This window comes from Paenibacillus sp. CR_12 (assembly GCF_041953985.1).
GTDB classification, from domain to species: domain Bacteria; phylum Bacillota; class Bacilli; order Paenibacillales; family Paenibacillaceae; genus Paenibacillus_AQ; species Paenibacillus_AQ lautus_A.
This window is the reverse complement of the sequence record NZ_JAVFHO010000002.1, coordinates 1,630,180-1,655,604: the sequence shown is the minus strand read 5'-3', so window position 1 is coordinate 1,655,604 and position 25,425 is coordinate 1,630,180. Positions and strand designations below refer to the sequence as shown.

The window sequence follows — 25,425 nt, the reverse complement described above, 5'->3', positions numbered from 1 at the left end:
TCATATGCTTGAGCAAAAGAGGGAGCGCTGGTCCCTGTCCGGTGCGCAGCTGGGGATATGGTATGCCCAGCAGCTGGACCCCGACAATCCGATATTCAACACGGCGGAATGCATTGAGATTCGAGGACCTGTAGATCCGGTTCTCTTCGAGAAGGCCTTGCGCCAGGTGGTGGGGGAGGCCGATGCCCTGTTTGCCCGCTTCGGCGAAGATGCGGACGGTCCTTGGCAGTCGATCGATACGTCTCCTGACTGGCCTCTGCACGTGATGGATGTCAGCGGGAAGGTGGATCCCCATCTTGCTGCCCAAAGCTGGATGGAGCATGACCTTGCCCAAGCTATCGATCTAAGCCAAGGACCGCTGTTTACGGAGGCGCTGTTCAAGCTCGCCGCCGATCGCTACTATTGGTACCAACGCATTCATCATATCGCGATCGACGGGTTCGGCGTATCGCTTCTGCTGCAAAAAGTTTCCGAGGTCTACACGGACTTAACGGGCGGGGACACATCCGGCATAGGCCCGTTCGGCAGGTTCCGGACGATCCTGGAAGAAGATGCGTCATACCGCATGTCGCAACAGCTCGACTCGGATCGCCAATTCTGGCTGCAGCGCTTTGCCGATGAGCCGGAGGTGGTCAGCTTAGGGGGACAGGCGCAGCGTTCGGCGCGGAGCTTCCTGCGCCGTTCGGCGCAGCTCCCGGCATCTTCAATGCAACGCTTGCAGGCGGCAGCGCAAGCTGCAGGGACAAGCTGGCCGGATGCGATTGCGGCTGCTGCGGCCCTATATGTCCATCGTATAACAGGCGCCGAGGAGGTTGTCCTTGGATTGCCGGTGATGTGCCGCTTAGGCTCGTCATCCATCCGCATTCCGGGCATGGTCATGAATTTGCTGCCGCTCCGGGTGCGCGTCAGGCCCGATATGACCCTGATCGATCTGCTGCGGCAGGTCGCACGGGAGAATCGCGAAATCAAGCGGCATCAGCGCTACAGGCATCAAGACATCCGGCGTGATCTCAAGCTGCTTGCGGACAACCGCAGGTTATTCGGACCGCTCGTGAATGTGATGCCTTTTGCGGAAGAATTGAATGTTGGCGGTTTCCGAGGCAGCGTCCGCAATCTTGCGTCCGGTCCCGTGGATGATTTGACGATGAACGTGTACGGCGGATTGGGCGGGCACGGGCTGAGAATCGACATGGATGCCAATCCGCAGATTTACGGCGCAGATGAGTTAGAGTCCCATTTACAACGCTATTTGTATCTGCTGGACAGCCTTGCCGAAGCGGAGCCGAATGATCCCGTCGGGGGCTTGGACTATATTTTGCCGGACGAACGCGAGAAGGTGCTCGTTCAGTGGAACGATACGACCCGCGCCTTGCCGCAGATCAGCGTGCCGCAATTATTCGAGGAGCAGGCTGCGCGTACGCCGCAGGCGGAAGCCGTCATATGCGAAGGGCTATCCGTTCGTTACGAGGAGCTGAACAGGCGGGCGAATCGCCTGGCCCGCTTGCTGATTGCCCGGGAAATAGGGCCTGAGCGAATCGTTGCCCTGTCGCTGCCACGGTCGGTGGATATGCTTGTTGCCATCCTCGCCGTTCATAAGGCCGGGGCGGCATACTTGCCATTGGATCCGGACTATCCGGATGATCGGATCGCTTATATGCTTGCCGATGCCAACCCGGCATGCTTGATAACGACCCGGCAGCTGTCTGAACATTTCGCGGCTGTCATGGAAGATAAGGACGTAATCCTGTTGGATGCCGCGGCTACCCTTCAGCGATTGGAGCAGCAGGCCTTTCATAATCCTGTCGATGCTGATCGCGTACGTCCGCTGCTGCCGCTTCACCCGTCCTACGTTATTTATACTTCCGGATCAACCGGCCGACCCAAGGGGGTCATGCTCACGTTCGAAGGCCTAGCCAATCTGCTGTCGGATATGCGCGAGCGTTTGGGCATCGGGGAGCGGGACCGCTGGCTGTCGGTCACCACGATGTCATTCGATATCTCGGTCATGGAGATGCTGCTGCCCCTGGCATGCGGTTCGACGCTCGACATCGTGATGCGGGATACCATTCTCGACGCAGCGGCGCTCATACGCCGAATTCGGGAGACGAGAACCACCATCATGCAGGCGACCCCGACGTTATGGCAGTCGATTGTCGCTTGCCGCCCAGGGAAATTCGAGCGGCTCAAAGTCATTACCGGGGGCGAGGCGCTGCCGGTCGGTCTTAAGCTTGCGCTTCAGGACCTGAACTGCGAAGTGAACAATCAATATGGTCCGACGGAGACAACGATTTATTCGACGGCGGCAAAACTCGATCAAGCCCCAGAAAAGCCATCCATCGGAGGACCGCTGTGGAATACGAGACTGTATGTGCTCGATTCTTCGCTCTCACCGGTTCCGCCAGGCGTAACGGGCGAGCTGTATATTGCGGGCTTGGGGCTTGGCCGGGGGTACTTGGGAAGACCCGACTTGACGGCGGATCGGTTTGTCGCGGATCCTTACGGCCCCCCGGGCTCCCGGATGTATCGAACAGGCGACCTTGCCCGCTGGCAGGAGAACGGCTGGATCGATTATTTGGGACGCGCCGACCATCAGATCAAGCTGCGCGGCTTCCGGATCGAGACCGGCGAGATCGAGTCCGTGCTTGCGGCTCATCCGGCAGTGGAGCAGGCTTTTGTCATGGTTCGCGAGGATCGGGTCGGCGATCGCCGGCTTGTGGCTTATATCGTTCCGTCGTCAGACTGGCCACATCCCATCGATTCGGCAGATTTACGGAGTTATGCCGCAGAGAAACTGGCGGAGTATATGGTGCCGTCTGTCATCGCAGCCCTTGAAGCGCTGCCGCTCACGCCGAACAAGAAGGTGGATCGCAAAGCGCTTCCCGTGCCTGATGTCCGGCTGGCGGCCGGGCGTATGCCGCGAACGCCGCAAGAGGAGATGCTTTGCACGATTTTTGGCGAGGTGCTGGGCTTGCCGAGGGTTACCATCGACGATGATTTCTTCGAGCTTGGCGGTCATTCCCTGTTAGCCTGCCGGGTCATGGTCCGTATCCGGGAAGCATTCGGCGCAGAGCTAAGCATTGGCAGCCTGTTCGAAGCGTCAACGGCCGCGAGTCTCGTCAAGCGGCTCGATCATGCGCAAGCAGCCAGACAGGCCGTGCGTCCCGCGGCAAGATGCGAGCGCTTGCCGCTGTCGTTTGCGCAGCAGCGGTTATGGTTTTTATATCGGTTGGAGGGTCCGAGCCCGACCTATAATATTCCTCTTGTGGCCCGTTTGTCTGGTGACCTCGATCTGTTATCGCTGCGTATGGCACTGGGGGATGTAGTGGCTCGGCATGAGTCGCTGCGCACGGTGTATCCTGAACACGACGGGGCTTCGTTTCAGCGCATTTTGGATGCCGAGAGGGCCCGGCCGGAGCTAATGGTAACCAAGATCCGCGAAGCGGAGCTTGCGGATCGATTGGCCGATGCCGTCAGGTACCGTTTCGAGCTTGCAGCCGAAACTTCCCTTCGGGCAGAGCTGTTCAAGCTTGGCGATCGAGAGTTTGTCCTGCTGTTGCTGCTGCATCATATCGCCGGAGACGGCTGGTCGCTTACCCCGTTGACGCGGGATCTAGCGGATGCCTATGCGGCAAGGTGCCTGGGGAGAGAGCCGACATGGACTCCGTTACCGGTACAATATGCGGATTATGCCATGTGGCAGCAGAAGCTGTTTGGCCGCTCGGGCGACGAGAACAGCCTGATTGACCGCCAGCTGGAATATTGGACCGAAGCGCTCTCCGGCTTACCGGAGCAATTGGAGCTGCCTACCGACTTTCCACGGCCCGCCGTGGCCAGCTATCAGGGCGGCAGCGTGCCGTTTTCGATATCCCGTGAGTTGCATCAGCAGTTGAATGGGCTCGCGCAGAGCAACAGGGCGACTTTATTCATGGTATTTCAGTCCGCGATGGCTGCGCTGTTTACGAAGCTGGGTGCAGGTACGGACATTCCGATCGGTAGCCCCGTATCGGGTCGGAATGACGACAATCTGGATCATTTAATCGGTTTCTTCATCAATACCCTTGTGTTTCGCGTGGATACGTCGAACGACCCGACGTTCGATGAGCTGCTGCGACGGGTGCGGGAAAAGAGCTTGGCAGCCTTCGAGCATCAGGACGTGCCGTTCGAGCGGCTTGTCGAGACGCTTAATCCTCCGCGTTCCCGGGCGAGACATCCACTCTTCCAAGTGATGCTGGTGCTGCAGAACACGCCGGAAACTTCGCTTGAGCTTCCGGGAATCAGCTCGAAGCTGCAGCTGCAAAACGTTGGCACTTCGAAGTTCGACTTAACCTTCGAACTGACCGAGCGGCGGGATCAAACCGGCGAGCCGGACGGAGTGGACGGCTTCATTGAATTCAGCTCGGATTTGTTTGAGCGCGGGACGGCGGAAGCGATGGCGGAACGATACGTGCGCGTATTGGAAAGTGCTGTCGTTGAACCAAGTAAAACCATCAGTAAACTGGATATTCTAACCGTTGATGAACAGGAGGAGATTCGTCGACAATGGAGTGCGCCGCTGCCAGTCACCGAGCAGGCAACTTTGTCCGAGCGGTTTGAAGCGCAGGTCAGCCGCTCGCCTCAATCGGTCGCGATTGTTCATGACGGCCAGTCTATGAGTTATGAGGAGCTGAACGAGCGAGCCAACCGGCTTGCCCATTTCTTGATTGCCTCCGGCGTCGGTACGGAGCAGATCGTAGCTCTCGCGCTGCCGCGTTCGGTGGATATGGTCGTCTGCATTCTGGCAGTGCTTAAAGCGGGGGCCGCTTACCTGCCCCTGGATCCGGAGTATCCGGAGGATCGATTGGCTTACATGTTGGAGAATGCTTGTCCGGTATGCATCATGACGAGCGTTCACGTGATGGATCAGCTGCCGAGTTTCGGACGATGGCTGCGCGTTGTCATCGATGGACCTGAAGAGGCTATGCAATGGCAGGGTTATTCCAAGGAGAATCCAAGCGACCGTGAGCGTCTTGGACGGCTTATGCCGCAGAATGCCGCTTATATCATTTATACCTCCGGTTCCACAGGCAAACCGAAGGGCGTGCTGGTGCCGCATCAGAATGTCGTCCGGCTATTCGATTCCACCCGGCATTGGTTCCAATTTAATGAAACCGATGTATGGACCTTGTTCCATTCGTATGCCTTCGATTTCTCGGTGTGGGAAATATGGGGGCCGCTCTTGTGCGGCGGCCGGCTGGTCGTGGTTCCGCATACGGTCAGCCGTTCGCCTGAAGAGATGATAGGCTTGCTGGTCCGGGAAGGCGTGACCGTGCTGAATCAGACGCCGTCGGCGTTCTATCCTTTGATTCAGGCGGATCGGGAGCAGCCGGAGACGGGTCGGCAGTTGTCGCTAAGGTACGTAGTGTTCGGAGGCGAAGCCTTGGAGCTTGGACGGCTTACGGATTGGTATCGGCGCCATGCCGACGATGCCCCGCGTCTGATCAACATGTACGGTATAACGGAAACGACCGTGCATGTCAGCTACATGGAGCTGAACCGAAACCTGGCGCTCCCGGGAGCCGGCAGCCTGATCGGCGAAGCGATCCCGGATCTGCGGGTGTACGTGCTCGATGACAGGCTTCAACCCGTTCCGTATGGCGTCATCGGGGAAATGTATGTTGCCGGCGCAGGATTGGCGCGCGGGTACTGGGGACGTCCCGACCTTACCGCCGACCGGTTCGTGGCGGACCCATACGGCCCGCCGGGGACAAGAATGTACCGAACCGGCGATTTGGCGAGACGTTTTGCCGACGGCACGCTGGATTATTTGGGACGGTCCGACCATCAGGTGAAGATACGCGGCTTCCGGATCGAACTTGGCGAAATCGAATCGGTCCTCGTGCGTCATGAGGCACTCTCGCAGGCGGCTGTCATCGTGCGTGAGGATCAGCCCGGAGACCAGCGGCTTGCGGCTTATGTCGTCGGCAATACAGGTGAATCGCCTTCGGGTACGGAGCTGCGCCGCTATGCCGCTTCGCTGCTTCCTGATTACATGGTTCCATGGGCCTTCGTCATGATGGACAAGCTGCCGCTTACGCCTAACGGAAAGCTGGATCGCAAAGCGCTGCCCGCCCCCGAGATGTCGCCGGATGCGGATGGGCGCAATCCGCGAACTCCGCAGGAGGAAGTGTTATGCGAGCTGTTTGCCGAAATCCTCGGCGCCAAGCGGGTCGGCATCGATGACAGCTTTTTCGAGCTCGGCGGTCACTCTTTATTGGCGGTCCGGCTCATCAGCCGGGTTCGCGAAGCGCTCGGCAAAGAATTGAGCATTGCAGCATTATTCGAAGCACCGACGGTAGCGGGGCTAGTCGACAAGCTTGAGATGGGCGGCGGGAACAGCGCGCTGCAGGTCGTGCTTCCGCTTCGGTCGCATGGAGATCAAACCCCGCTGTTCTGCGTGCATCCGGCAGGAGGATTAAGCTGGTGCTACGCCGGTTTGATGAAGCATCTCGGCATGAATTATCCGATTTACGGCTTGCAGGCAAGGGGCATTGCCCATGCGGAGGAGCTGCCGGGATCACTGGAAGAGATGACGGCAGACTACATCGGCCATATCCGCTCCCTACAGCCAGCGGGTCCATATCGGCTGCTCGGCTGGTCTTTGGGCGGCAATGTCGCTCAGTCGATTGCTGTACAGCTGCAGGAAGCGGGTGAAGACATTGAATTGCTCGCCATACTGGATGCTTATCCGAGCCATTATTTGCCGATCAAGGAAAAACCCGACGAAGACGAGGCTTTGACCGCGCTGCTGGCGCTTGGAGGCTTCGACAGGGAGAGCATTGAAGCGGGGCTTGGAGACGCGCCGTTAACCATAGCGGCTGCCCTTGAACTGCTGCGAAAAGAGAGCAGCGCGCTCTCGTCCCTTGAGGAAGAAACGATCATGAATCTGAAGACGACCTATGAAAATTCGGTTCAACTGCTAAAAGCTTACATTCCGAAGCGGTTTGAGGGAGATATGTTATTCTTTCACTCCACGATCATCCCGGATTGGTTTGACCCCATCGACCCGGAGATGTGGGAGCCTTACGTAGGCGGCAAAATCGAGCGGCACGATATCGAATGCCGTCATAAGGATTTATGCCAGCCGGGACCTCTGGATGAGATCGGCAAGACGATTCTAAACAAGCTTGAAGAAATGGCATCTAAAACAGAGACAACGAGGGACAGGAGGGAACTGATCTATGACCAATCCTTTTGAGCAAGCCGGCGGCAAGTTTCTTGTACTGATGAACCACGAGGGCCAATATTCGCTCTGGCCGGCGTTCGCGGCTATTCCGGCCGGCTGGAACCAGGTTCTGGGACTTAGCACGCGGGAGGAATGCGTCGCCTATATCAACGAGAACTGGGTCGATTTACGGCCGCGGAGCTTGTATGCCGATGCGGGAGCAATTCCGGAACCCGGACCATGAGCCATGGGCTGAATCCAAAAAAAGTAGTATGCATCGTCTATGTGGCCGCGATGTTTGTGGTTGCCATGGACGCCACCGTGCTGAACGTGGCGCTTCAGACGATCAGCAGGGAGCTTGAAGTGCCCCCTGCGGCTTCAGGCGTGCTGAATGTCGGTTATTTGGTCAGCTTGGCCATCGTTCTGCCGATGGCGGGCTGGCTTGGCGATACATGGGGAACGAAGCGTACGTTTCTCCTGGCACTGGGCCTTTTTACCGGAGCATCCGTATTGTGCAGCTCTGCAGACAGCTTGGCTGCGTTGACGCTTTTTCGCGTGATCCAAGGCATCGGCGGCGGCTTGCTGACCCCTGTCGGCATGGCGATGCTGTTCCGCATGTTCCCGCCGCAGGAGCGCGCGAAAATCTCCCGGGCGCTCATCCTGCCTATCGCGATTGCGCCTGCAATCGGCCCGGTTGTGAGCGGGCTGCTTCTTGAATATTTGACGTGGCGGTGGATCTTCTTCGTGAGCTTGCCGATCGGCATTCCCGCTCTCGTGTTCGGTTTATTCTGGCTGAAGGAGCATCGGGAGCCGGATGCCGGCAAGCTGGACGTGCCGGGCCTGCTGCTGTCCGCGCCGGGGCTTGCCCTGCTGATGTTCGCCTTGAGCCAGGGACCGCTGCACGGGTGGGACGCCCCGCGGGTATGGGGCGCCGGCCTGGCTGGCATCCTGCTGTTATCTGCTCTGGTGAAGGTGGAGCTAAGGGCTGCGAAACCGCTGCTGGATTTGCGGCTGCTGGGCAATCGCTTGTTCCGAACGTCAGGTATCATCGCAATGTGTGCATCTGCAGGTCTGCTGGGCATGCTCTACGTATTTCCCTTGATGTATCAGAACGCCCTGCACGTCTCCGCCTTGGATACGGGGCTGACGACGTTTCCCGAAGCCATCGGGCTGATGGTTGCCTCGCAGCTCGTACCCTGGACGTATCCAAGGATGGGCCCTAGGCGAGTGATCATCATGGGATTTGCGGTTACCGCGCTGATTTTTATTATGCTCAGCATGGTGGACGCCGGGACGAATCCGTGGTTTATACGGGCCCTGCTATTTGGCGTCGGCATTTTCCTTGGTCAAACCGTGGGATCCGTTCAGATCGCTGCCTTCGCCACCATCCCGCCTGCTTCGATGGGGCGCGCTTCCACCTGGTTCACGGTGCAGAACAGGCTTGGTCCCGCCATCGGGCTGGCTGTTCTATCAGGCATCTTGGCTGCCGTTGGAACGGAGACCGTAAACGCGGCGGGGGAGTTGGGGCCGAATCTGACGGCATATCGAGCAGCATTGCTTGGGGCCGCTGGCTTCCTGCTCATCGGTGCAGGCGCGGCGTTATGGATACGGGATGCCGATGCGGCGTCCACGATTCGCAAACCCGCTACAATACCGGCCAAGGAACAGGCGACTCCAGCCGAGAAATAACCGTGCTAAACATCCGGATGCCATAGACGAGATCCCCTTGGATTTAGTGGACATACGCTTAGTTTTCGGCGATGGCCGGATAGCCGTAAAAGCATTTCAAGTGAAAAAGGGGCTGTACTCCTGCATGCTGGTGCAGAAGAGTACAGTCCCTTTTTACGAAATGAATCAGCAAGCACGCAATCGTCTGCTAATTTGATCCCATTGGCCTTTTCGTATGCTGAATGTTATTTAAAACTGAATGTTATTTAAAATCGTATCCGCTGTAACGACAGTCTTTCTCTGTTCGCCACTTATTGGGGGATTAGAAAGGGGCGCTACTTGGGATTGCGCAGGCCCTTGGGCAGGTGATTCTTGAGCTGGCCGCCGCTGGCTTTGCCCCAGCCGAGGGGGAGTCCGTCCGTAGTCACCAAAGTCCAGCCCCGATATTCGGAAGGAATGGAGATCACCTCTCCCCGCAAATAAGCAGCCGTTTCGCCAGAATCTGAAGGCAGATCCCAGCTTCTGGCGGCTTGGCCTGAGTTCAAGGACATGGCGAGGGCGTGAGCCGGCTCGATCCGATTCTTCTTCAGGTGGGCCAGATGAAGGCCGGCGCGCGGCATCTTCAGCCCCTTCAGCTGCTTATCGTGCCAAGGGACGCTCTCGCTGACCGGCAGCCAATATAATTCTTCGCCGAACAATATCGGCGTGCCGCCGCCAAGCTCAAAGCCGGGGAGGTCCTGCTTCGCCCAGTCTTGAAAGTCGGCCAGGGCGGAAAGCGCAGGAGCCTGTTTGCCGCCCCGGTTTGATTTGGCCTGAGCCTTACCGCTGTTGGTAAAGGTCTCTTGATCGTCGCTGTAAGCCTCGGCAGCCGGCGTTTTGACCAAGATGGCAACAAAATGCCCCTCGCCCCGCTCCAAATGTGGCCATAAGCGCTTCATTTGCTGCAGTTCCAAATCGGGATACTGCGAGAGAATGCGCTCGATCATCTCCTCATTTTCCGCCGTGTTGAACGTACAGGTGGAATACGCCAACGTTCCGCCTGGCTTGAGCATCCGGTAAGCCTCCTGGACAATGTCCCACTGCCGCGCAACGCACAGATCCACGTGTTCAGGCGACCATTCTGCAATTGCAGCGGCATCCTTTCGAAACATGCCTTCACCGGAGCATGGCGCATCTAGCATGATCCGGTCAAAGCAGGCAACGAAACGGCGGGATAGCTGATCCGGTGCCGCACTCGTAACGACGGTATTCGTTATTCCCATACGTTCCACGTTCTCGGCCAGAATGCGCGCCCGTTCGGGGTGGATCTCGTTGGAGACGAGCAGTCCCCGGCCCATCATTTTCGAGGCGATATGGCTTGTCTTGCCGCCGGGAGCGGCCGCAAGATCCAGGATGGTCTCCCCGGGCTGAGGATTCAGCAGTTCCACCGCGGACATTGCCGAGGGCTCCTGAATATAATATAGTCCGGCGGCATGATAAGGGTGCTTTCCTGGACGAACGCTTTCATCATAATAGTATCCGGTATCACACCAGGACACCGGCGTCAGTTGGAAGTCCCGGATGAGTTTCTTGACGCTGTCTGCGGCATGAACCGCTTTCAGCCGGTTAAGACGCAGCCCATGGGTGCGGGGCGCATCGTAGCTGTCCCAAAAGTCACATGAGGCATCCCCAAGGATTTCGTTCATGCTGGTGACGAAACCGACAGGCAATAGTTCCTTTCCCATTCGTTAATAGCTCCTTCTTTAGAATAAGGTTCATGTTGCTGCGTTAATGCAGTTAATCCCTGTTCAGAGCCCATTTCTTCTTTTGTCTCTAAGGAATCGGTCATTAGTTTATCACGTTGCCGCAGGGGGAGTAAAGAAATGTCAAGCAAAAAAAGACCGCCCCCTTCATATCGTGGGCAGTCTGCGCCAGTGTTATCCGGCGGATTCCGTTGGTTCGGTGGATGCGGTTTTGAGGGACCGGTAATCCGACACCTTGTTTTTGCCGGTCGTCTTGGAATGATACATGGCTTTGTCCGCCTGTTTCATCAGCTCATCGCCGCGAACGCCTTTGCGCAGCACGCTGTATCCGATACTGATGGTTACGATGCTCTCGCTCGCCACTCGGGCTCGGATCTTCTCGGCGACCTGCGCGGGTTTGGCTTTGCGGTCAACGACCAAGGCGACCAATTCCTCGCCGCCATACCGGCCCGTAATCCCGATGCCTTCAAGCTCTTCCTCCATGATGGCGGCGACCTGCTTCAGCACTTCATCGGCTCTGGCGTGTCCCTGGGTATCATTCAGCTTCTTGAAATTGTCGATGTCGCAGAAGATGGCGGATATCTTCAGCTCCTGCGCCGCGTAATGGTCCAAATGCTTCATAAAGTGCCTGCGGTTGTAAAGCCCGGTTAATCCGTCCGTAATGGCGGACCGGTAAATGGACTGCATCAGCTCCACGATGCGCCTGAACAGAATGAAGAACACGATGCTGTAAAAGAGCACAGGCAGCGCGAGCGCCAGTCCCTGAAGCGCAGGCGACAGGCTGCCGGAATAGGCATGTACCGCTTGCAGAATCGTCCAGATGACGTAAACGGCAAGCCCGAGCGCGTATTTGATCGGCTGTCCGATCCGCGGGGTTACTTGCGTGTAGGCCAGGTAGAGCGCAGCGAGCTGCAGCACGTCAAAATATATGCTTTGCCATATCGGGTCAAGGGCGTATGGAAGGAATAAGGGAAGCATGAATGGAAGCATAAGCAGTGCGGCCGACAACAAGGGAAGCCAATAATGCATGGTTTTGATTTTGCGGTACAGCATGACAACCGAGATGTTCAGCAGAACGAACGAAAAAAGCTGGATGAAACGCAGAACGTCCGACTCCGGTGAGAAAACAGGTTTTCCCGTCCAAGCCGAATGGATGTTCAGGCCCTCGTATGTCATAATGAAGAAGAAAGCTGCCGCCATATATATGTAAGCATTCTTGCGTTGCTTGCTGTACATAAAGAGACACATGATCAGCATCATGAGAGCGATATAAGCTCCGCACACGGCAAATATGGTGGGTAGTGGAGAAGTGGACCAGTAGTTCAATTCATAGGACAAATCGATTCACTCCTGAATAGGGATAGGTTTCCTTTGCATGAAACATATGTTCTAATATATCATATCGAAAAAGAATCTGAAAAGAGATTTAGAGAAAGGGGGATCCCCATGAAACTTCTTCAGGCATTATTCTTCCCTCCTGAACAGCCGGGCGGCGTCTCGTCCATGATTCCATATTTGCAGGAGCGCTTTCATTCCTCCCGTTGGGAGATGGAAATGTTCTGGCTGCCTAAGCGGATCCGCAACAAAGGCCAGGAGGATCCGATATTCCACACGTTTGATTGGAGAGAGTTCGAAGGGAGCCCGATCGTGGCCAAATACCTTCAAACCTACCGGGATTATCTGTGGTGGACCCGTCTGCGCATTCAAAAGCCTTATGATCTTATCCATAGTCATCATCCGATCGCAGGCATGTCGATGAAAGCCGTATTTCCCGAGGTGCCGCTCATCCAAACCGTGCACTCCAGTTACGAGCGCGAGCTGATCCTCAACGGAAGAATCAAGGAGGGAGGGCTGGAACACCGGTTCCTGGTGTCTTTGTACAAGGAGCTGGAGCATATCAGCGACCGGCTGCTGACCGTGTCGAACTCCTTCAAGGCGTATATGTCTCCCTACGTGAACACGCCCGAATCGATCGGCGTCATCCATAACGGATTCGATGATAAGAGATTCAAGCCCGTTCCCCATGAAAATGCGGTGCCTCAGCTGATTACGGTATGCCGTTTGGTGCCTGCAAAAGGATTGGATATTCTGCTCCAGGCCTGCGCGGAACTAAAACGGAAGGGATATGATTACGTCCTTCATATTATCGGCGACGGACCTTCCCGCCAGGAGCTCGAGGAGATGGCCAAAACGCTGGGCATCTACCAGGAGACGATTTTTTACGGCTATACGCTGCATCCGGAGGAGTTCATGCCGTTCTTTGACATCTTTGTCCTGCCTTCGAGAGCAGAGGCGTTCGGATCGGTGTTCGCGGAAGCGGCGCTCAGCTGTCTCGCCTTGGTAGGGACCGACGTCGGCGGCATCGCCGAGCAGATTGAGGACGGGGTCAACGGTTTGCTTGTACCGCCTGAAGATCCGATGGCGCTCAGCGTGGCGCTCGAGAAGGTCATCAGCGATCCGCTCTATCGTTACGAGCTGGCCCGGACCGCTTCGGATAAGGCAAAGAACCAATACTCCTTGTCCAGATCCGTGAACGAACTGAAAAAAATGTATTTGAAATTTCAACCCCAGATAGAGAGTTAGGGATCGGTTATGGCTTCTTTTCGATTTATTCACGCTGCGGATTTGCATCTGGACAGTCCGTTTATCGGAATCAGCGGACTCGATGACGATCTGCGGTCTTTCGTTCAGGAATCGACCTTCCGTGCGCTGGAGCGGCTTGTGGAGCTCGCCATCGGGGAGCAGGTTGATTTTATCGTCATCAGCGGAGACGTCTACGACAGCTCCAACATTTCGCTGCGGGCCCAGCTTCGCTTCCTGGATTCCCTCAACCGCTTGGGGCGGGAAGGGATCGCGGTTTATGTGATCCACGGCAATCATGATCCGCTCGACAGCACGAAGCTGTCCATGACGCTTCCCTCCCATGTCCATGTGTTTGGAGCGGAGCCTGCAGCCGTAACGACTGTTCGCCGTTCGGACCAACAAGAAGTGGCGGTCATCGCCGGCATGTCGTATCCGACCTCGAAGGTCACGGATAATATTGCGATCCGTTATCCCGCTCCATCACCGGGGCTCTATCATATCGGGCTTCTCCATGCGAACGTGGACGGAGATCCCCAGCACGAAACCTATGCTCCCTGTACGAAAAGGGAGCTGGTTCAGGCCGGATTCCACTACTGGGCGCTCGGGCATATCCACTCCCGCCGCACCCTGCAGGAATCTCCTTATATCGTGTACCCGGGCAATATCCAGGGACGCCATGTCCGGGAGACGGGCCCGAAGGGGTGTTACGTCGTCGATGTGGACGGCAGCTTCAACACGAAGCTCAGCTTCCATGAGCTCGATTCGATGCGATGGAACGTCGTTGAAGCGCCTATCGATGCTTGCCGGGACGTCGACGACTGGCGACGCTCCCTGGAGTCCATCCTCACCGATACAGCCAGAGCCAACGCGGATCGGTTAAGCATGATCCGCGTTCGGGTTACGGGACGAAGTCCGGTTCACCGTCAGCTAGAGGGCGGATACGTGCTGGACGAGCTGCTGACCGATCTGCGGAGAAGAGAGGCCGCAAAGGGCAAGACATGCGGCTATCGGGGCTGCGTCTGGATCGAGAGCTTCTCGCTTCAATCCGGGGATGCGATCGATACGGAGAGGCTGTTGGCGGAAGACAGCTTCACGGGGGACTTGCTTCGCCTTGTCCGGAAGGAGCAGGAACGAATTCATGATCCGGACGGGGTTGTTGCCAAGGGTTTGGAGCCTCTTATGGAACATGCGGAGATCCGCTCGTTGCTTGACGAGACGAGCCCGGAGGAAATGCTGGACTGGGTTCGCAGGGCGGAGGAGCTGACTTTAGGGTTATTGCTGCGCGACCGTTCGCGGGAGGAAGGTGCCGGAAGATGAGGCTGGAACGGATGAACATACAAGGATTCGGAGCCGTCCGGGACATGAGCATTTCCATCGATGCCCCCGTAACCGTGCTGTATGGGCCGAATGAAGCGGGGAAGAGCACGGTCCTGCATTTTATCAGCGCCATGCTCTACGGGTTTCCGGGCAAGGGCCCGCCGGCGGAACGCGGAGAGCCCTCCGGGGAAGGCGTTCACGGAGGCGAGCTGCGTTTTCTTGATAAGGAGGGGATACCTTGGGTGGTCCGGCGCTGTAACCGGTCCAGGGAAGGGAATGCCGCCTCCGGCAAGGGCGAACGTGTACATATTCATAAACAAGCGGATAATGGGGTCGTGATCGAGCTCGGGCAGCAGGAGCTGGAACAATACGCTTTGGGCGGCGTGTCCAGGGACATGTTTCGCCAGCTGTTTGCCATCTCGTTAAGCGAACTGCAGGAAATCCGCGGTCTGCACTCCGCCGAGATGAGCGGCTACCTGTTCCATGCCGGGATCGGCGGCGGAGCCAACATCCTGGAGGCCGAACGCAAGCTGTCCCAAGAAATGGACAAGCTGTATAAGCCTCGCGGGAAGGTACAGCAGACAGCCAAGCTGCTGCAGTCCATCGAGGATTTAAGAACCCGGGTTGCAGACAGCCGGGCTTACGTATCCCGCTATAACGAGGTCGTAAGCTCCATTCTGGAAATAGAGCGCCGTTTAAACTTGCTGGAGCAGGAACGTGCCAGGACCGGCGAGGATTTATCGCTGCTTCGCAAAGCGCTGGACATCCGTCCGGCTTGGCTGGAATGGCAAGAGGCCGGGGTTGAATTGAAGGATCTGATGGACAGCAGCCATTTCCCCCCGGATGGAATGCCCCGTTATGAGAAGATACTGGAGGAAGAGCGGGTCCTTCATGCCCAGTCCATCCGCGTAGAGCAGGCGATCGAGGATGCGGAGGATAAACTGGGGGCTCTACCCGTGAACGATTTCTTGGAACAATACGGCGAGCGGATTGAGGAGCTGTGGGCAAAACGAAGTCTACATGAAGCCGGGAACCGCGAGCTTGCCGAGCTTACGGCCGAATATAAAGCTCAGGAAAACCGGCTGGAGCAGCTGCTCCGGGATATCGATCCGGCATGGACCCGGCAAGAGCTGCTGTCGTTGCCGGTGTCCGCCTCAGACCGCGAGGAGGTACGGCGGATCGGTGCTGCCTTTGCCGGGTACGATCGCCGGATGGAGGCGCTGTTCATTGAACAGCGCGGGGCCCAGCGCTCGGCGGCTGCAGCCGAATCGACGCTGCGGGAAGCAAGGCGCCAGCTGCGCGAGGAGTCGGAGCGGGGCCAGGAGGCCTTTGCGATGATTAAGCCTGCTGCGCCGCAGGAGACGGCTGCGCTGTGGAATCAGCTGCAGCTGGAAATCGAGCGTTGGCGCGAGCGCAGACTGTCCGGTGCCGAGCCCGTGCCTGTTTCGACACGCCGGCCGGGGAGAGGACGACTCCCCCGGATGTATGCGGGGCTGCTATCGGGCATGGCGGTCATGACGCTGCTGCTTGCAGCCGTGTTGTTATGGACGGGAGCCGCGGAAGCCGCCGTGGTCTCGGGCATCGTGATGCTGCTTGGTATGGGATATATATACTGGAGCGCTCAACGCGGGCGCGAGATTCAGGAAGAAGCTTCGGAAGGCACTTCCATGCTGGACGGTCAGGGAACGGAACATGTGGACCATCTATACTCCAGTCTGGTCTCAGCTCCCTATGCCGCGGCAACAGGGAGCACGATTCCGGGCAGCCGAAGGGATCGAAACGCTGTTTTGACTCGTGACCCCCTCATGGTGGAGGCGAGAATGCGCGAGCTTCGGTCCGTGATGGAGGGCTGGCAAGCCTGGCGGCAGCGGCTCGATCGATTGACGTCTGATTGTGCGGCGGCTGAGGAGAAGTCTGCCCTGCAGGCGGCTGAATTAAAAACGATCCATAGCGCTATCGAGCAGGAAGAGAAGCGGTATTTGGAGCTGGAACGGCAGTGGGAGTCCTGGCTGATGTCCCGGTCACTCCCGCAGAGTCTGTCGCCTGACGTGATGCTGGATGTATTCGTGAAGGTTGAGCAGGGACAGGAGCTGATCCGCCAGCAAAAATCGATTGGTCTGAAGATGGATGTCCTGTTAAGAGAGGCCGAGGATTATATCGTCCAATGCCATGAGATCATTGCGGCGGATCCCGAAGCCGACCCTGACGGCAACCGAAATCCGGGCGTTGCTGAGCTTAGCGGCATCCATTCCCGTTGGAAGGCGTACCAAGAGGATTCAAGGCAGCGTAAAGTCCTATCCGAGCGCATCCAGGAGCTGCGCAAAGAGGTGGCTGCGATGGAAGAGGAGCGGGAAGGGCTGCAGCAGCGCAAAGCGGCATTACTCGCCACGTCCCGATCGGCGGACGAGGAAACCTTTCTTCGCATGGGAGCCGCCGCCAAGCGCAGGGAGGAGCTTGTCCGCACGATCCGCCATCATGAAATTACCATGTTCAGCGGATGGGATGAAACGGGCCGCAGGCGGCTGGTGCAGCTGCTTGAGCTCACCGACGCTGCCGAGCTCGAAGCTCAGTGCGTCGAGAAGGAGGAGGCCGCATCGGCCGCGCACAGCCTAAGGGACGAGCTGCAGGAACGGCGCGGGCGGCTGCTTCAGGAGAGGGAGTCGCTGGAATCGGCTGGCAATCAGGATTATGCCCTGCAGCAGCTGGAGGAGCACCGATCCGCCCTGCGGGAAATCGTGTCCCAATATGCGGTGCGTTCGATGGCCTCCGAGTTTATCAAACGCACGAGGCGTTTGTACGAGGAAGAAAAGCAGCCGCAGGTGCTGCAGCTGGCTTCCCGGTTCTTCTCGATGCTGACCGGCGGTGCGTATAGCAGGGTTGTGATGCGCTTGGGAGACCAGAGCCTGCTGGCTGAGCGCCCGACGGGTGAGCTGGTGGAGAGCAGCCGATTGAGCCGGGGAACGGCGGAGCAGCTATATTTGGCCATGCGGCTCGGGTTGATCCAATCGATGCCGCATGCGGCGGGCCTGCCGCTGTTGCTTGATGATCTGTTCGTTAATTTTGACGGCGATCGGCTGCGGCATGCGCTCGGGGCTATCCTGGAGCTGTCCCGTAACCGGCAGGTTGTCATGATGACGTGTCATCGACATGTCGCCGAGCAGACGATGGAACTCATGCCGGATGCACGGCTCATCCCGATGCAGCCATAAGATTGGGCTCCCCAAAGGCAGGCGTTACGCACCTTTGGGAGAGCCCTTTTATTTACCCCTGATTTCAGGTGTTCCGAATAAAGTCAGCCGGAGCACCCAGAGCAGGCACAATCCCCCGAACATCGGATAGAGCAGAGAAAGCAGGGAGCTGAAGCCGAACTGGCTGAAGAAATAACAGAACACCATGATGCCAAGGGTGATCACTCTCGGGGAGAGCGAGGTTCGCTGCTGAACCTGCAGGGTGATGCCGTAAATATTGGCAACGAAGGTGCTGAAAATTTCTAGGAAGATGAGGATGAGATAGATGATCTGTACAAACCAGCCCAGCTGGTTGGCGATGCTGCCCATCGGAATCTCGTATTGGCTAATGCCGGGCATATGGGCGGACATCGCAAAATGCGCCGCCATCAGCATAAACCCTACGCCCGTCCCTCCAATGATGCCTCCCCAGGTTACGGTTCGCACGCTATCGGTCTGGCTGCCGAGCGGGACCAGCACCGGCATCGCCATCACCAGGTTAAAGGCGGTGTAGAGCAGCGGCGCAAGCCAAACCGAAGGCAGGCTGTGGTCGGTGGTCAAGGTTAAAAAACGGGTAGCGCCCGGGGACTGAAGCGTTTGAGAGATCACCGCCACCGATAAGGTCAGCATCATGGGTACGACGAGACTGTTCATCGTCATGATGGACTGGATGCCTTTTCTGAGAATAAAATAAGTCCCGATCATCGTGACAAACAATCCGGTTTGATAACTCAAATTCAGATGCTCCACAAACACGGAACCGGCACCGGCAAGCATGATGCTGTTCACCCCGAGCAGAATGACAAACATGAAGAGGCTGATCCAGACGCCGGCTTTCTCGCCAAACAGGAATTTGTTCAAATCCTCAAAGGATTTGGCCCCGATCCGCCTCGATATCGTCATGATTTTCGTGCCGAGCCAGATGAATAATCCCGTCGTAAGCACAATGGTCAGTGTAGCCCAGTGGCCGTACTGGGTAAAGAATTGAAGGATTTCTCGGCCGGTAGCAAAGCCAGCGCCAACGACGGTTCCGATATATGTAAAGGCGATCTGTAAAACACGTATAAAATTACGCAAGCCTCGCGTCCCCCTTGAAAGTTAATCGTCTGCATAGTACAAGGTATGCTTGGCTGAGCCGGGACATGACTTCTACCTGTCCAAGGCCTTCGACTGGAGGGGAATTGGACGCATAGCGCCAAGCAAGCGGAAAGCTATGTCAGGAATTGTGACGGGAACTAGCAAGTTAAATGACGGAGCATCCGTTTGTACTTGCCGTACAGGGAGGAATATGTTACTTTTACGACAAAGGAATCATGGGAGGTCTTTGGGATGGATTGGTTAAAGGAGCGGATTGTTAAAGAAGGCGTCGTGTTGTCAGATCAGGTGCTGAAGCTGGATGCCCTGCTGACGCATCAGGTTGATCCGGCATTGATTATGGACATGGGCCGGGAATTTGCGGCGAGATTTAAAGAGAGCGGCGTGACCAAGGTCGTTACGCTGGAATCCTCAGGCATATCGGTTGCCTTTGCCGCAGCGCTTGAATTGGGAGTCCCCATGGTATTCGCCCGGCGCAAAAAAACTCTGCTCGCCGATCCAGACGCCTTATGCGAGCGGGTGCCGTCTTTCACCAAAGGCATTGTCACGGATATCATGGTGTCGCGCCAGTTTATCGGCGAGGGCGATAAAGTGCTCTTCATCGATGACATTATTGCAAACGGAGACGCCGCGAGAGGGCTGATCAAAATCATTGATCGGGCCGGGGCGGAACTAATCGGGCTTGGCGTTGTGATCGAAAAGAGTTTCCAAGCCGGGGCGAGAACGCTGCGCGAACAGCATGTTCACGTGGAATCGCTTGTCACCATATCGTCGCTTGAGGGTGGGAAGATTTCGTTCAGCTAAAACTTAGGGTCTCCTTAGGCTTGTCTTCGACCGATTGTCACGGGCCGGGTCTTAGGTCATGAACGGTTGTACCCTAGTCTAATCGAAGAGAAAAAATGGTAATTTGAAGTGAATGATAATGGGATTTCCGCCTAAAATCTCAACTAAATCTTTTCGCCTCCGTGATTTTCGCTTATAATAAAGAGGTAGGCAAGAGAGAGGAGGCAGCAACATGGGGAAACAACCTGTAACCGAGCCGTTTTTGATTGAGAAGCTGAATGAAGCGAAGGTACATTTTGAACGTGCTTTGGATTGTAAACATACGGAGTTTGATGATCTATATCCCTATATGATTGAACATCCTCAGTTCTTCTGGTACAAACGCTATGTTGCCTGGTCAGAACTGCTGACGATTGCCGGATTGTGCGAGGAGGTTTCCTTCGAATGGAAGGAACAGTTTACGCCTCAGCAGGTCGAATATATCGAGAAGCGCGTCATGTCTTCCACCGTGCTGGATTATTGGTACGAGAAGAATGACAGCATCGAGCCGGCTCAGCGTTAATGGGTATATAGAACATCTCTTAATCGGGATGTTTGTCGATATCGCAACGCATTCAAAAGACCTAAATGATCTCATTTAGGTCTTTTTTTGCACAGTAAGTGATGAAGGAGGCATGGCGATGATCAGCGATGAAAGACTCGATGAGCTGCGGATCTCCGGAGAACTGGTCCGGGTTGTGCGGGATGGGCTGGAGACCAATGATATCATAGGGTTCGTCGTAGCCTGGGACCCGGAGCAGGTTATCATCCGCCGCAGAAACCGGCGGGTCGTTAAACTGGATCGGCGCTACAGCTACCAGCTCAAAAAAGAGCCAAGAGTCAGCCCGGTCGAAGAATAAGCATAGATCTCGAATTCGTCGGACAACTTAACCTCGGAACTATTTTTTCGGGAAGAGGTGCTTTTGGTTATGGAAATGTCCAATGACAAGGTCTCGGCATACAAGAATGAAATTCAGAATTTGAAGCAGAGCATGCCGGACATGGCAGAAGCGTATCATCAGTTCACCGGCGTTTGCTTTCAGGATGGCGAGCTGGATGCGAGAACGAAGCAGCTGATCGCGCTTGGGATCGGATTGTTTGCCAACAATGAGCTGTGTACCTTCTACCATATGGAGGAAGCCCGTGCCAAGGGAGCCTCGGATGCTCAGATCATGGAGGCCGTAGCCGTGGCGTCTGCCGCCAGCGCGGGACATGCTCTCTCGCAGGGACTGACCCGCGTGCAGCATAACCTTCATTGATCCGTGATACAAAATAACCGTCTCTCCGCAGCGCTAATACAGCCGGGGAGGCGGTTATTCTTTCGTTTAAGGAACGGCGATGTTAGCGCGCGAAAGCAGCGGCAGGAGGATGGGCTTGCTCGGAGGAATCGCTCTCAGGCGGAACCAGTCCGAGATACGCTCGCATGCGATCCATCATCTCCTCACGGAAGGATGGCCATAGAATGTTCATCGACCCAATGTACCCCCGGCAAGCATATCGTGCCTGAATCCCGTCCTTGCTTTGCCCGATGTCATATACCTTGATCGCCCGCTTGGTGAATTCCTGCTTCACCTCGCGAAGAAGCACTGCAGCACGTTTGGCGCCGTTTCCTACAACCTCTACGTACAAGTGAGGGGTTTTGAATACCCCGCTCTCCTGAATGATCCGGCAATCCCGTTCAAACACTTTATGAATGAACATCAGCAGCAGGTAACTCTTGATCAACGCCCGTTCTTCCGTTGTAACAGCCTGAATGGCCATCAACATCACCGCCTTTATATAGAAAATGGATATTGAATGAGAACTTATGTTCCTATTTTAACCGAAAACAAGGTTTTTAATCAAGTTCAAAAAAAGTGTTGACTCGATTTATTTAGCGTGATATTATATATCTTGTCGCCGCTGATAAGAGCTTGGCTCGAAGGTGGTCAACATACATGCGGTCGTGGCGGAATTGGCAGACGCGCACGGTTCAGGTCCGTGTGGGCTTACCCCCGTGGAGGTTCGAGTCCTCTCGACCGCATCTAATGAGAAAGCTCGTAAACTGTTCTTGCAGTTTACGAGCTTTTTTGCTTTGAATTCTATGGGACTGTTCGATGCAATCGATAGCCAATGCGGCAGAGGCCGAAATTACCGCTGACCTCTGCGGCACGAAACGAATAGGAGAGCCAACGATCTTACGGTGGCCGGCAATCTTCTGCAGTCCGTCGGAAATGCGCTGCAGGTGATTGCGGAAGCGGAGGATTACTGATTAACATTTATGCCTGTAATTACATATTTGAGTAGCTTTTCTCAAACAATACGGTTAGGTAAGGCTATCATGATGATGAGTGGAAAGGGGCGTAACAATGCGGAAAAGATATAGAAAATCGATTATCTTGCTGTGTTTGGTATGGGGGATCTCGAACGGAGCACAGATCGGATACGGGGCGGGGGTGGTCAATGCTCCTGATTCGTTCAACCATGATACTCGAAAAATGCACGAAGAATCCGATCACAGCAGATCCGGCCAGGAAAAGAAGCCGAATAAGCTGGCTGTCATTATCGATGATTTTGGCAATGATCAGAAAGGGACCGAGGAAATGCTTAATCTGCCTGTCAAAATCACGGTGGCCGTGATGCCGTTTTTGCCGACGAGCAAGAAAGATGCCGAGGCCGCGCACCAGCAAGGGCATGACGTCATTATTCATATGCCCATGGAGCCTAAGCAGGGCCGGTCTTCCTGGCTTGGACCGGGTGCTATCTTAAGTTCGCTCACCGATGAGGAAATTCGTAAACGCATGGAGGAGGCAATCGATTCGGTTCCTTATGCCGTTGGGATTAATAATCACATGGGCTCCAAGGTTACCGGGGATGAACGGGTCATGTCCATCGTGCTCGACGTTTGTAGGGAGAGAGGGCTGTTTTTCATCGACAGCAAAACGAATTACTACAGCGTAGTCGGCAAACTGGCAGCGAAGAAGGGAATGCCGTCCATCGCCAACGATATCTTCCTGGATGACGTTCATACCGTTCAGCATGTGAGCAAGCAGCTGCAGACCGCGGCGCAGCATGCGGAAGAGAGAACTTCCTGCATTGCAATCGGCCATGTTGGCGTATATGGAATCCGGACGGCAGAGGCGCTGAAAGGCACGATCCCGGAACTGCAAAAAAAGGTGGAGTTCGTCGGGATCAGCGATCTCGTCAGGGAGCACTCAAGCTGGCGGCCTGATCCGCTGCGCTCGTATTAGATCTTCCTTGAGCCCCGAAACAGGTCCGGAATCGAGTGACGAGACCGATGGAATGTCCAAACGTTAAATATCAGCCGAGACCGGGTATGAATATAAAACGAACGGCCTTCCGCGCAAGAGTCCCGGTGATTCCGAGTTTCATGCTTGGAAGGCTGTTTATATGTTGCGCTATATTATCGGATGCGGGCATCGGTGAGTTTGAATTGACCTACCAGCTGCTGCATCGATTTCGCTATGGCTTCGACATTGCCTGAGGTGTACCTTACGCTTTCGATTTCCTGCGACAGCTCCTGCACTTTGCTCTCCACATCCTTGGAAATCTTTCGGTTCTCCTTGCTGACCGAAGCGATTTTCTCCATCAGCTGAACCACTTCATCTACGGCCTGGTGCTTGCGCAGATCGTCTTCGGCTGCGGCGGCAAGCAGCTCGGAAGCCGCGGAAACCAGCAGGTTTCCTTCTTCCACGACCCGGGTCCCTTCCTTCATCGAGAGCACGGCGTGCTGGGCGTCCTGATAGATATGGCCGATAATCCGGTGGACCTCTTCCGTGGACTGTCTGGTCAGTTCGGACAGCTTGCGGATTTCGGTTGCAACGACGGCAAAACCTTGTCCGTGTTCTCCGACCCGTGCCGCTTCAATGGAAGCATTCAGGGCCAGCAAATGGGTTTGGGAGGATATTTGTTCGATCGCGTGCAGTACGCCTGTAACTTCCTGAACGGTTCCCATGAACGTGCGGATGGTCTGATTGGTTTCCTCGACTTTCGCAGAAATATGAGACATCTTGTCTCCGATCCGGACGACTTCATTCTTGGCCACATCAATCTGCTCATTCGCTTGGCGTTCCAGCTGGCGGAGCGTCTCCCGCATCCGTTCCGCGCTGTCCTTCACGGCATCGATATCCTGCAGCTGGCTGCGCATGCTGCGGATCATCTCGCTAATGTTGCTGCTGACACGCTGTGCGGAAGTAACGGTGACGGCGGTGGTGTCGTTCATTACCTGTTGGCTGGAGGAAACGTCGCCTGCCGTCAACTTCACCTGCATCATGATACTTTCCAGCGAATCGATCATATTGTTGATCCATTTGGCTAATTCGCGCGTTTCATCCTGATCGAATTGGCGAGGGTCCAGCCGCTGCGTCAGATCTCCGCTGCCCTCGGCATTCATGCGGATGAAGCGGTTGAGGCTGCGAAGACGATCCGCGATTCGCCCGATTTCTTTGCGGCCGACCAGGGAAGAGGTGAAAAAGCCGGTGACCAAGCAAGCTAACCCTCCCGCCGTGGCTGCGAATGCCGGGGATAAATAAACAGCCGTAATAAAAACAAAGACAGCCGTCAGGAGGCTCGAGATAAGGGTAAACAAGCCGTGGAGTTTGGCATGTCTGAAGCGGATGCCGCGAATGCGGTAAACCTCTTCGAGGTCCCCTTCGCACATCATCCCCCAAACATCCGGACAATGGGGCAGGCGGAACGTCACGCCTTTGCCGATTACCGGGATGTGGCGGTAATCGGAATAGCCCGGAAAGGACACGAACAGATTGCTTCCGTTCGCGATGGTGTTGGCTACGCCTGGATGAAGCTGACCCGTTGCCGGGTCGGTGAACATCAGCTCCAGCTCCGTATGTTCCTGAACCGACACGGTCCCCCAGTCGGTCGTGACGCCGTCCTTCAGGTTCTCGCCGTGCGTGAAGGTTCGGTCTTCAAAACGGCTTCTGGAAAGGGCTGTACCCGGAGCAATATGTTGATTCATCTCAGGCTTGGCCATGAATATATAGTTGTCGCCCGAATCCGGATAGACGTGGCCGGATTCCCGCTGAATTAAATCCCCGATCACGTCGTTTGGGACGCGGCCGCACAGGATGCCGGCGAACGTATCGTTGACGTAGACGGCATTCATGAACAGGAGCGTCATTTTGTCATGAAAGGCAGAGGTTCGGGGACCGATGGTTAACGTGACGGGATCCGCATATGGCCCGAAGAGCAGTTTGCCGGTATCCGAGCCGGCGAGATGAGTGATTGCCCCGCCCAAAGGGCTGCTATTGCTGTAGCTGGTTCCAATGTGAGAAGCGTATGTAGAGTACGTGACCTCACCCGAAGGACTCAGCAGGAACAATTCCGTGAAATCGGCAGCGCGCGAGTACAAAGCGGAGAAGAGCTGCTCCTGGTTCAAAGGGGCGCTTGTAGAGAAGGGATAAGGATGCTCGCCGACGACTGTTGAACCATGGGGCTTGTCCTTGTTCAGCTGCTCCTTCAGTCGGTCCAGATGTCCCCAATATTCATGGCTCCAGGAGAAGAGCAGCTCTTTGCGCGTCTCGGCAATGCCTTCGAATATGTCTTCGATGTCTTCCTTCAAATTACGATTCAGACGCCATGAAATCCAAAGCGGAAGTCCTTGGCGATACCCAAGCCAGTCAAACATAGCGATCTCCCCCAATTCCCATTCGATTAATCGTTCTTTGTATATGTTAGTTATACTACCATATTTCCCGGTAAATTCTACAAAAAATTTCGAAAAAAATGATGCTTTTTTCATATTGATGTTAGT

General features: G+C 55.9%; 16 protein-coding genes and 1 tRNA gene. 12 read left to right on the top strand and 5 right to left on the bottom strand.

Features of this window, described 5'->3' with window-relative positions; all coding sequences use genetic code 11:
• Window positions 1–4 precede the first annotated feature (4 nt).
• Genes RB297_RS11335 through RB297_RS11325 form a run of 3 tightly spaced genes read left to right on the top strand, consistent with a single transcriptional unit; the run spans window position 5 to window position 8,890 of the window.
• Window positions 5–7,234: an amino acid adenylation domain-containing protein gene (locus tag RB297_RS11335; protein WP_375120468.1), complete on the top strand. Its 7,230-nt coding sequence runs from the start codon at window positions 5–7 to the stop codon at window positions 7,232–7,234.
• On the top strand, window positions 7,218–7,445 hold the full coding sequence (locus tag RB297_RS11330) for an MbtH family protein (RefSeq protein ID WP_096776034.1): 228 nt from the start codon (window positions 7,218–7,220) through the stop codon (window positions 7,443–7,445). Before RB297_RS11335 ends, RB297_RS11330 begins: the two co-directional genes overlap by 17 nt.
• On the top strand, window positions 7,442–8,890 hold the full coding sequence (locus tag RB297_RS11325; protein WP_277746600.1) for an MDR family MFS transporter: 1,449 nt from the start codon (window positions 7,442–7,444) through the stop codon (window positions 8,888–8,890). Before RB297_RS11330 ends, RB297_RS11325 begins: the two co-directional genes overlap by 4 nt.
• Window positions 8,891–9,204: 314 nt before the next feature.
• Here RB297_RS11325 and RB297_RS11320 read toward each other — a convergent pair whose 3' ends face one another.
• Window positions 9,205–10,593 (bottom strand): RsmF rRNA methyltransferase first C-terminal domain-containing protein, encoded by a 1,389-nt coding sequence (locus tag RB297_RS11320; RefSeq protein WP_375120467.1) that lies wholly within the window; start codon window positions 10,591–10,593, stop codon window positions 9,205–9,207.
• Window positions 10,594–10,785: 192 nt separating this feature from the next.
• On the bottom strand, window positions 10,786–11,949 hold the full coding sequence (locus RB297_RS11315) for a GGDEF domain-containing protein (protein WP_375120466.1): 1,164 nt from the start codon (window positions 11,947–11,949) through the stop codon (window positions 10,786–10,788).
• Window positions 11,950–12,057: 108 nt separating this feature from the next.
• Here RB297_RS11315 and RB297_RS11310 point away from each other — a divergent pair, with 108 nt between their 5' ends.
• Genes RB297_RS11310 through RB297_RS11300 form a run of 3 tightly spaced genes read left to right on the top strand, consistent with a single transcriptional unit; the run spans window position 12,058 to window position 17,720 of the window.
• Window positions 12,058–13,194 carry a glycosyltransferase family 4 protein gene (locus tag RB297_RS11310; protein WP_015736665.1) on the top strand — a complete coding sequence of 379 codons (1,137 nt, stop codon included), beginning with the start codon at window positions 12,058–12,060 and terminating at the stop codon, window positions 13,192–13,194.
• Between the two features lie 9 nt (window positions 13,195–13,203).
• Entirely contained in the window at window positions 13,204–14,511 is a 1,308-nt protein-coding gene (locus RB297_RS11305; protein WP_375120465.1) for a metallophosphoesterase family protein, read from the top strand.
• 11 nt (window positions 14,512–14,522) lie between these two features.
• Entirely contained in the window at window positions 14,523–17,720 is a 3,198-nt protein-coding gene (locus RB297_RS11300) for an AAA family ATPase (protein ID WP_375120464.1), read from the top strand.
• A 48-nt stretch (window positions 17,721–17,768) separates the two neighbouring features.
• Here RB297_RS11300 and RB297_RS11295 read toward each other — a convergent pair whose 3' ends face one another.
• Window positions 17,769–18,815 (bottom strand): YkvI family membrane protein, encoded by a 1,047-nt coding sequence (locus RB297_RS11295; RefSeq protein WP_375120463.1) that lies wholly within the window; start codon window positions 18,813–18,815, stop codon window positions 17,769–17,771.
• A 252-nt stretch (window positions 18,816–19,067) separates the two neighbouring features.
• Between RB297_RS11295 and RB297_RS11290 the strand changes: the two genes are divergently transcribed.
• The 4 genes from RB297_RS11290 to RB297_RS11275 all read left to right on the top strand — a co-directional run bounded on the left by RB297_RS11290 (window position 19,068) and on the right by RB297_RS11275 (window position 20,914).
• Entirely contained in the window at window positions 19,068–19,637 is a 570-nt protein-coding gene (locus tag RB297_RS11290) for a xanthine phosphoribosyltransferase (RefSeq protein ID WP_119851127.1), read from the top strand.
• Between the two features lie 211 nt (window positions 19,638–19,848).
• Window positions 19,849–20,178, top strand: a complete 330-nt coding sequence (locus tag RB297_RS11285) for a hypothetical protein (RefSeq protein ID WP_009594840.1) — start codon at window positions 19,849–19,851, stop codon at window positions 20,176–20,178.
• 118 nt (window positions 20,179–20,296) lie between these two features.
• Complete coding sequence (locus tag RB297_RS11280; RefSeq protein WP_015736661.1) at window positions 20,297–20,515, top strand: hypothetical protein; 219 nt, start codon at window positions 20,297–20,299, stop codon at window positions 20,513–20,515.
• A gap of 69 nt (window positions 20,516–20,584) precedes the next feature.
• Window positions 20,585–20,914 (top strand): carboxymuconolactone decarboxylase family protein, encoded by a 330-nt coding sequence (locus RB297_RS11275; RefSeq protein ID WP_009594838.1) that lies wholly within the window; start codon window positions 20,585–20,587, stop codon window positions 20,912–20,914.
• Between the two features lie 82 nt (window positions 20,915–20,996).
• Here the strand turns inward: RB297_RS11275 and RB297_RS11270 are convergent, their stop codons facing one another.
• The gene (locus RB297_RS11270; protein WP_375120462.1) at window positions 20,997–21,416 is read right to left on the bottom strand and encodes a YhjD family protein; all 420 of its coding nucleotides are present in this window, start codon (window positions 21,414–21,416) and stop codon (window positions 20,997–20,999) included.
• 178 nt (window positions 21,417–21,594) lie between these two features.
• Between RB297_RS11270 and RB297_RS11265 the strand changes: the two genes are divergently transcribed.
• Both RB297_RS11265 and RB297_RS11260 read left to right on the top strand, forming a co-directional pair.
• Window positions 21,595–21,678 (top strand) — tRNA-Leu (locus RB297_RS11265).
• Between the two features lie 325 nt (window positions 21,679–22,003).
• Window positions 22,004–22,885, top strand: a complete 882-nt coding sequence (locus tag RB297_RS11260; RefSeq protein ID WP_096776025.1) for a divergent polysaccharide deacetylase family protein — start codon at window positions 22,004–22,006, stop codon at window positions 22,883–22,885.
• 173 nt (window positions 22,886–23,058) lie between these two features.
• Here RB297_RS11260 and RB297_RS11255 read toward each other — a convergent pair whose 3' ends face one another.
• The gene (locus tag RB297_RS11255) at window positions 23,059–25,299 is read right to left on the bottom strand and encodes a methyl-accepting chemotaxis protein (protein WP_375120461.1); all 2,241 of its coding nucleotides are present in this window, start codon (window positions 25,297–25,299) and stop codon (window positions 23,059–23,061) included.
• Window positions 25,300–25,425: the final 126 nt, after the last annotated feature.

What these genes read in the sequence shown, in the direction of transcription:
- RB297_RS11335 (WP_375120468.1), top strand. Translation starts at nt 5, where the DNA reads ATGCTTGAGCAAAAGAGGGAGCGCTGGTCCCTGTCCGGTGCGCAGCTG.
- RB297_RS11330 (WP_096776034.1), top strand. Translation starts at nt 7,218, where the DNA reads ATGACCAATCCTTTTGAGCAAGCCGGCGGCAAGTTTCTTGTACTGATG.
- RB297_RS11325 (WP_277746600.1), top strand. Translation starts at nt 7,442, where the DNA reads ATGAGCCATGGGCTGAATCCAAAAAAAGTAGTATGCATCGTCTATGTG.
- RB297_RS11320 (WP_375120467.1), bottom strand. Translation starts at nt 10,593, where the DNA reads ATGGGAAAGGAACTATTGCCTGTCGGTTTCGTCACCAGCATGAACGAA.
- RB297_RS11310 (WP_015736665.1), top strand. Translation starts at nt 12,058, where the DNA reads ATGAAACTTCTTCAGGCATTATTCTTCCCTCCTGAACAGCCGGGCGGC.
- RB297_RS11305 (WP_375120465.1), top strand. Translation starts at nt 13,204, where the DNA reads ATGGCTTCTTTTCGATTTATTCACGCTGCGGATTTGCATCTGGACAGT.
- RB297_RS11300 (WP_375120464.1), top strand. Translation starts at nt 14,523, where the DNA reads ATGAACATACAAGGATTCGGAGCCGTCCGGGACATGAGCATTTCCATC.
- RB297_RS11290 (WP_119851127.1), top strand. Translation starts at nt 19,068, where the DNA reads ATGGATTGGTTAAAGGAGCGGATTGTTAAAGAAGGCGTCGTGTTGTCA.
- RB297_RS11285 (WP_009594840.1), top strand. Translation starts at nt 19,849, where the DNA reads ATGGGGAAACAACCTGTAACCGAGCCGTTTTTGATTGAGAAGCTGAAT.
- RB297_RS11280 (WP_015736661.1), top strand. Translation starts at nt 20,297, where the DNA reads ATGATCAGCGATGAAAGACTCGATGAGCTGCGGATCTCCGGAGAACTG.
- RB297_RS11275 (WP_009594838.1), top strand. Translation starts at nt 20,585, where the DNA reads ATGGAAATGTCCAATGACAAGGTCTCGGCATACAAGAATGAAATTCAG.
- RB297_RS11270 (WP_375120462.1), bottom strand. Translation starts at nt 21,416, where the DNA reads ATGGCCATTCAGGCTGTTACAACGGAAGAACGGGCGTTGATCAAGAGT.
- RB297_RS11260 (WP_096776025.1), top strand. Translation starts at nt 22,004, where the DNA reads ATGCGGAAAAGATATAGAAAATCGATTATCTTGCTGTGTTTGGTATGG.
- RB297_RS11255 (WP_375120461.1), bottom strand. Translation starts at nt 25,299, where the DNA reads ATGTTTGACTGGCTTGGGTATCGCCAAGGACTTCCGCTTTGGATTTCA.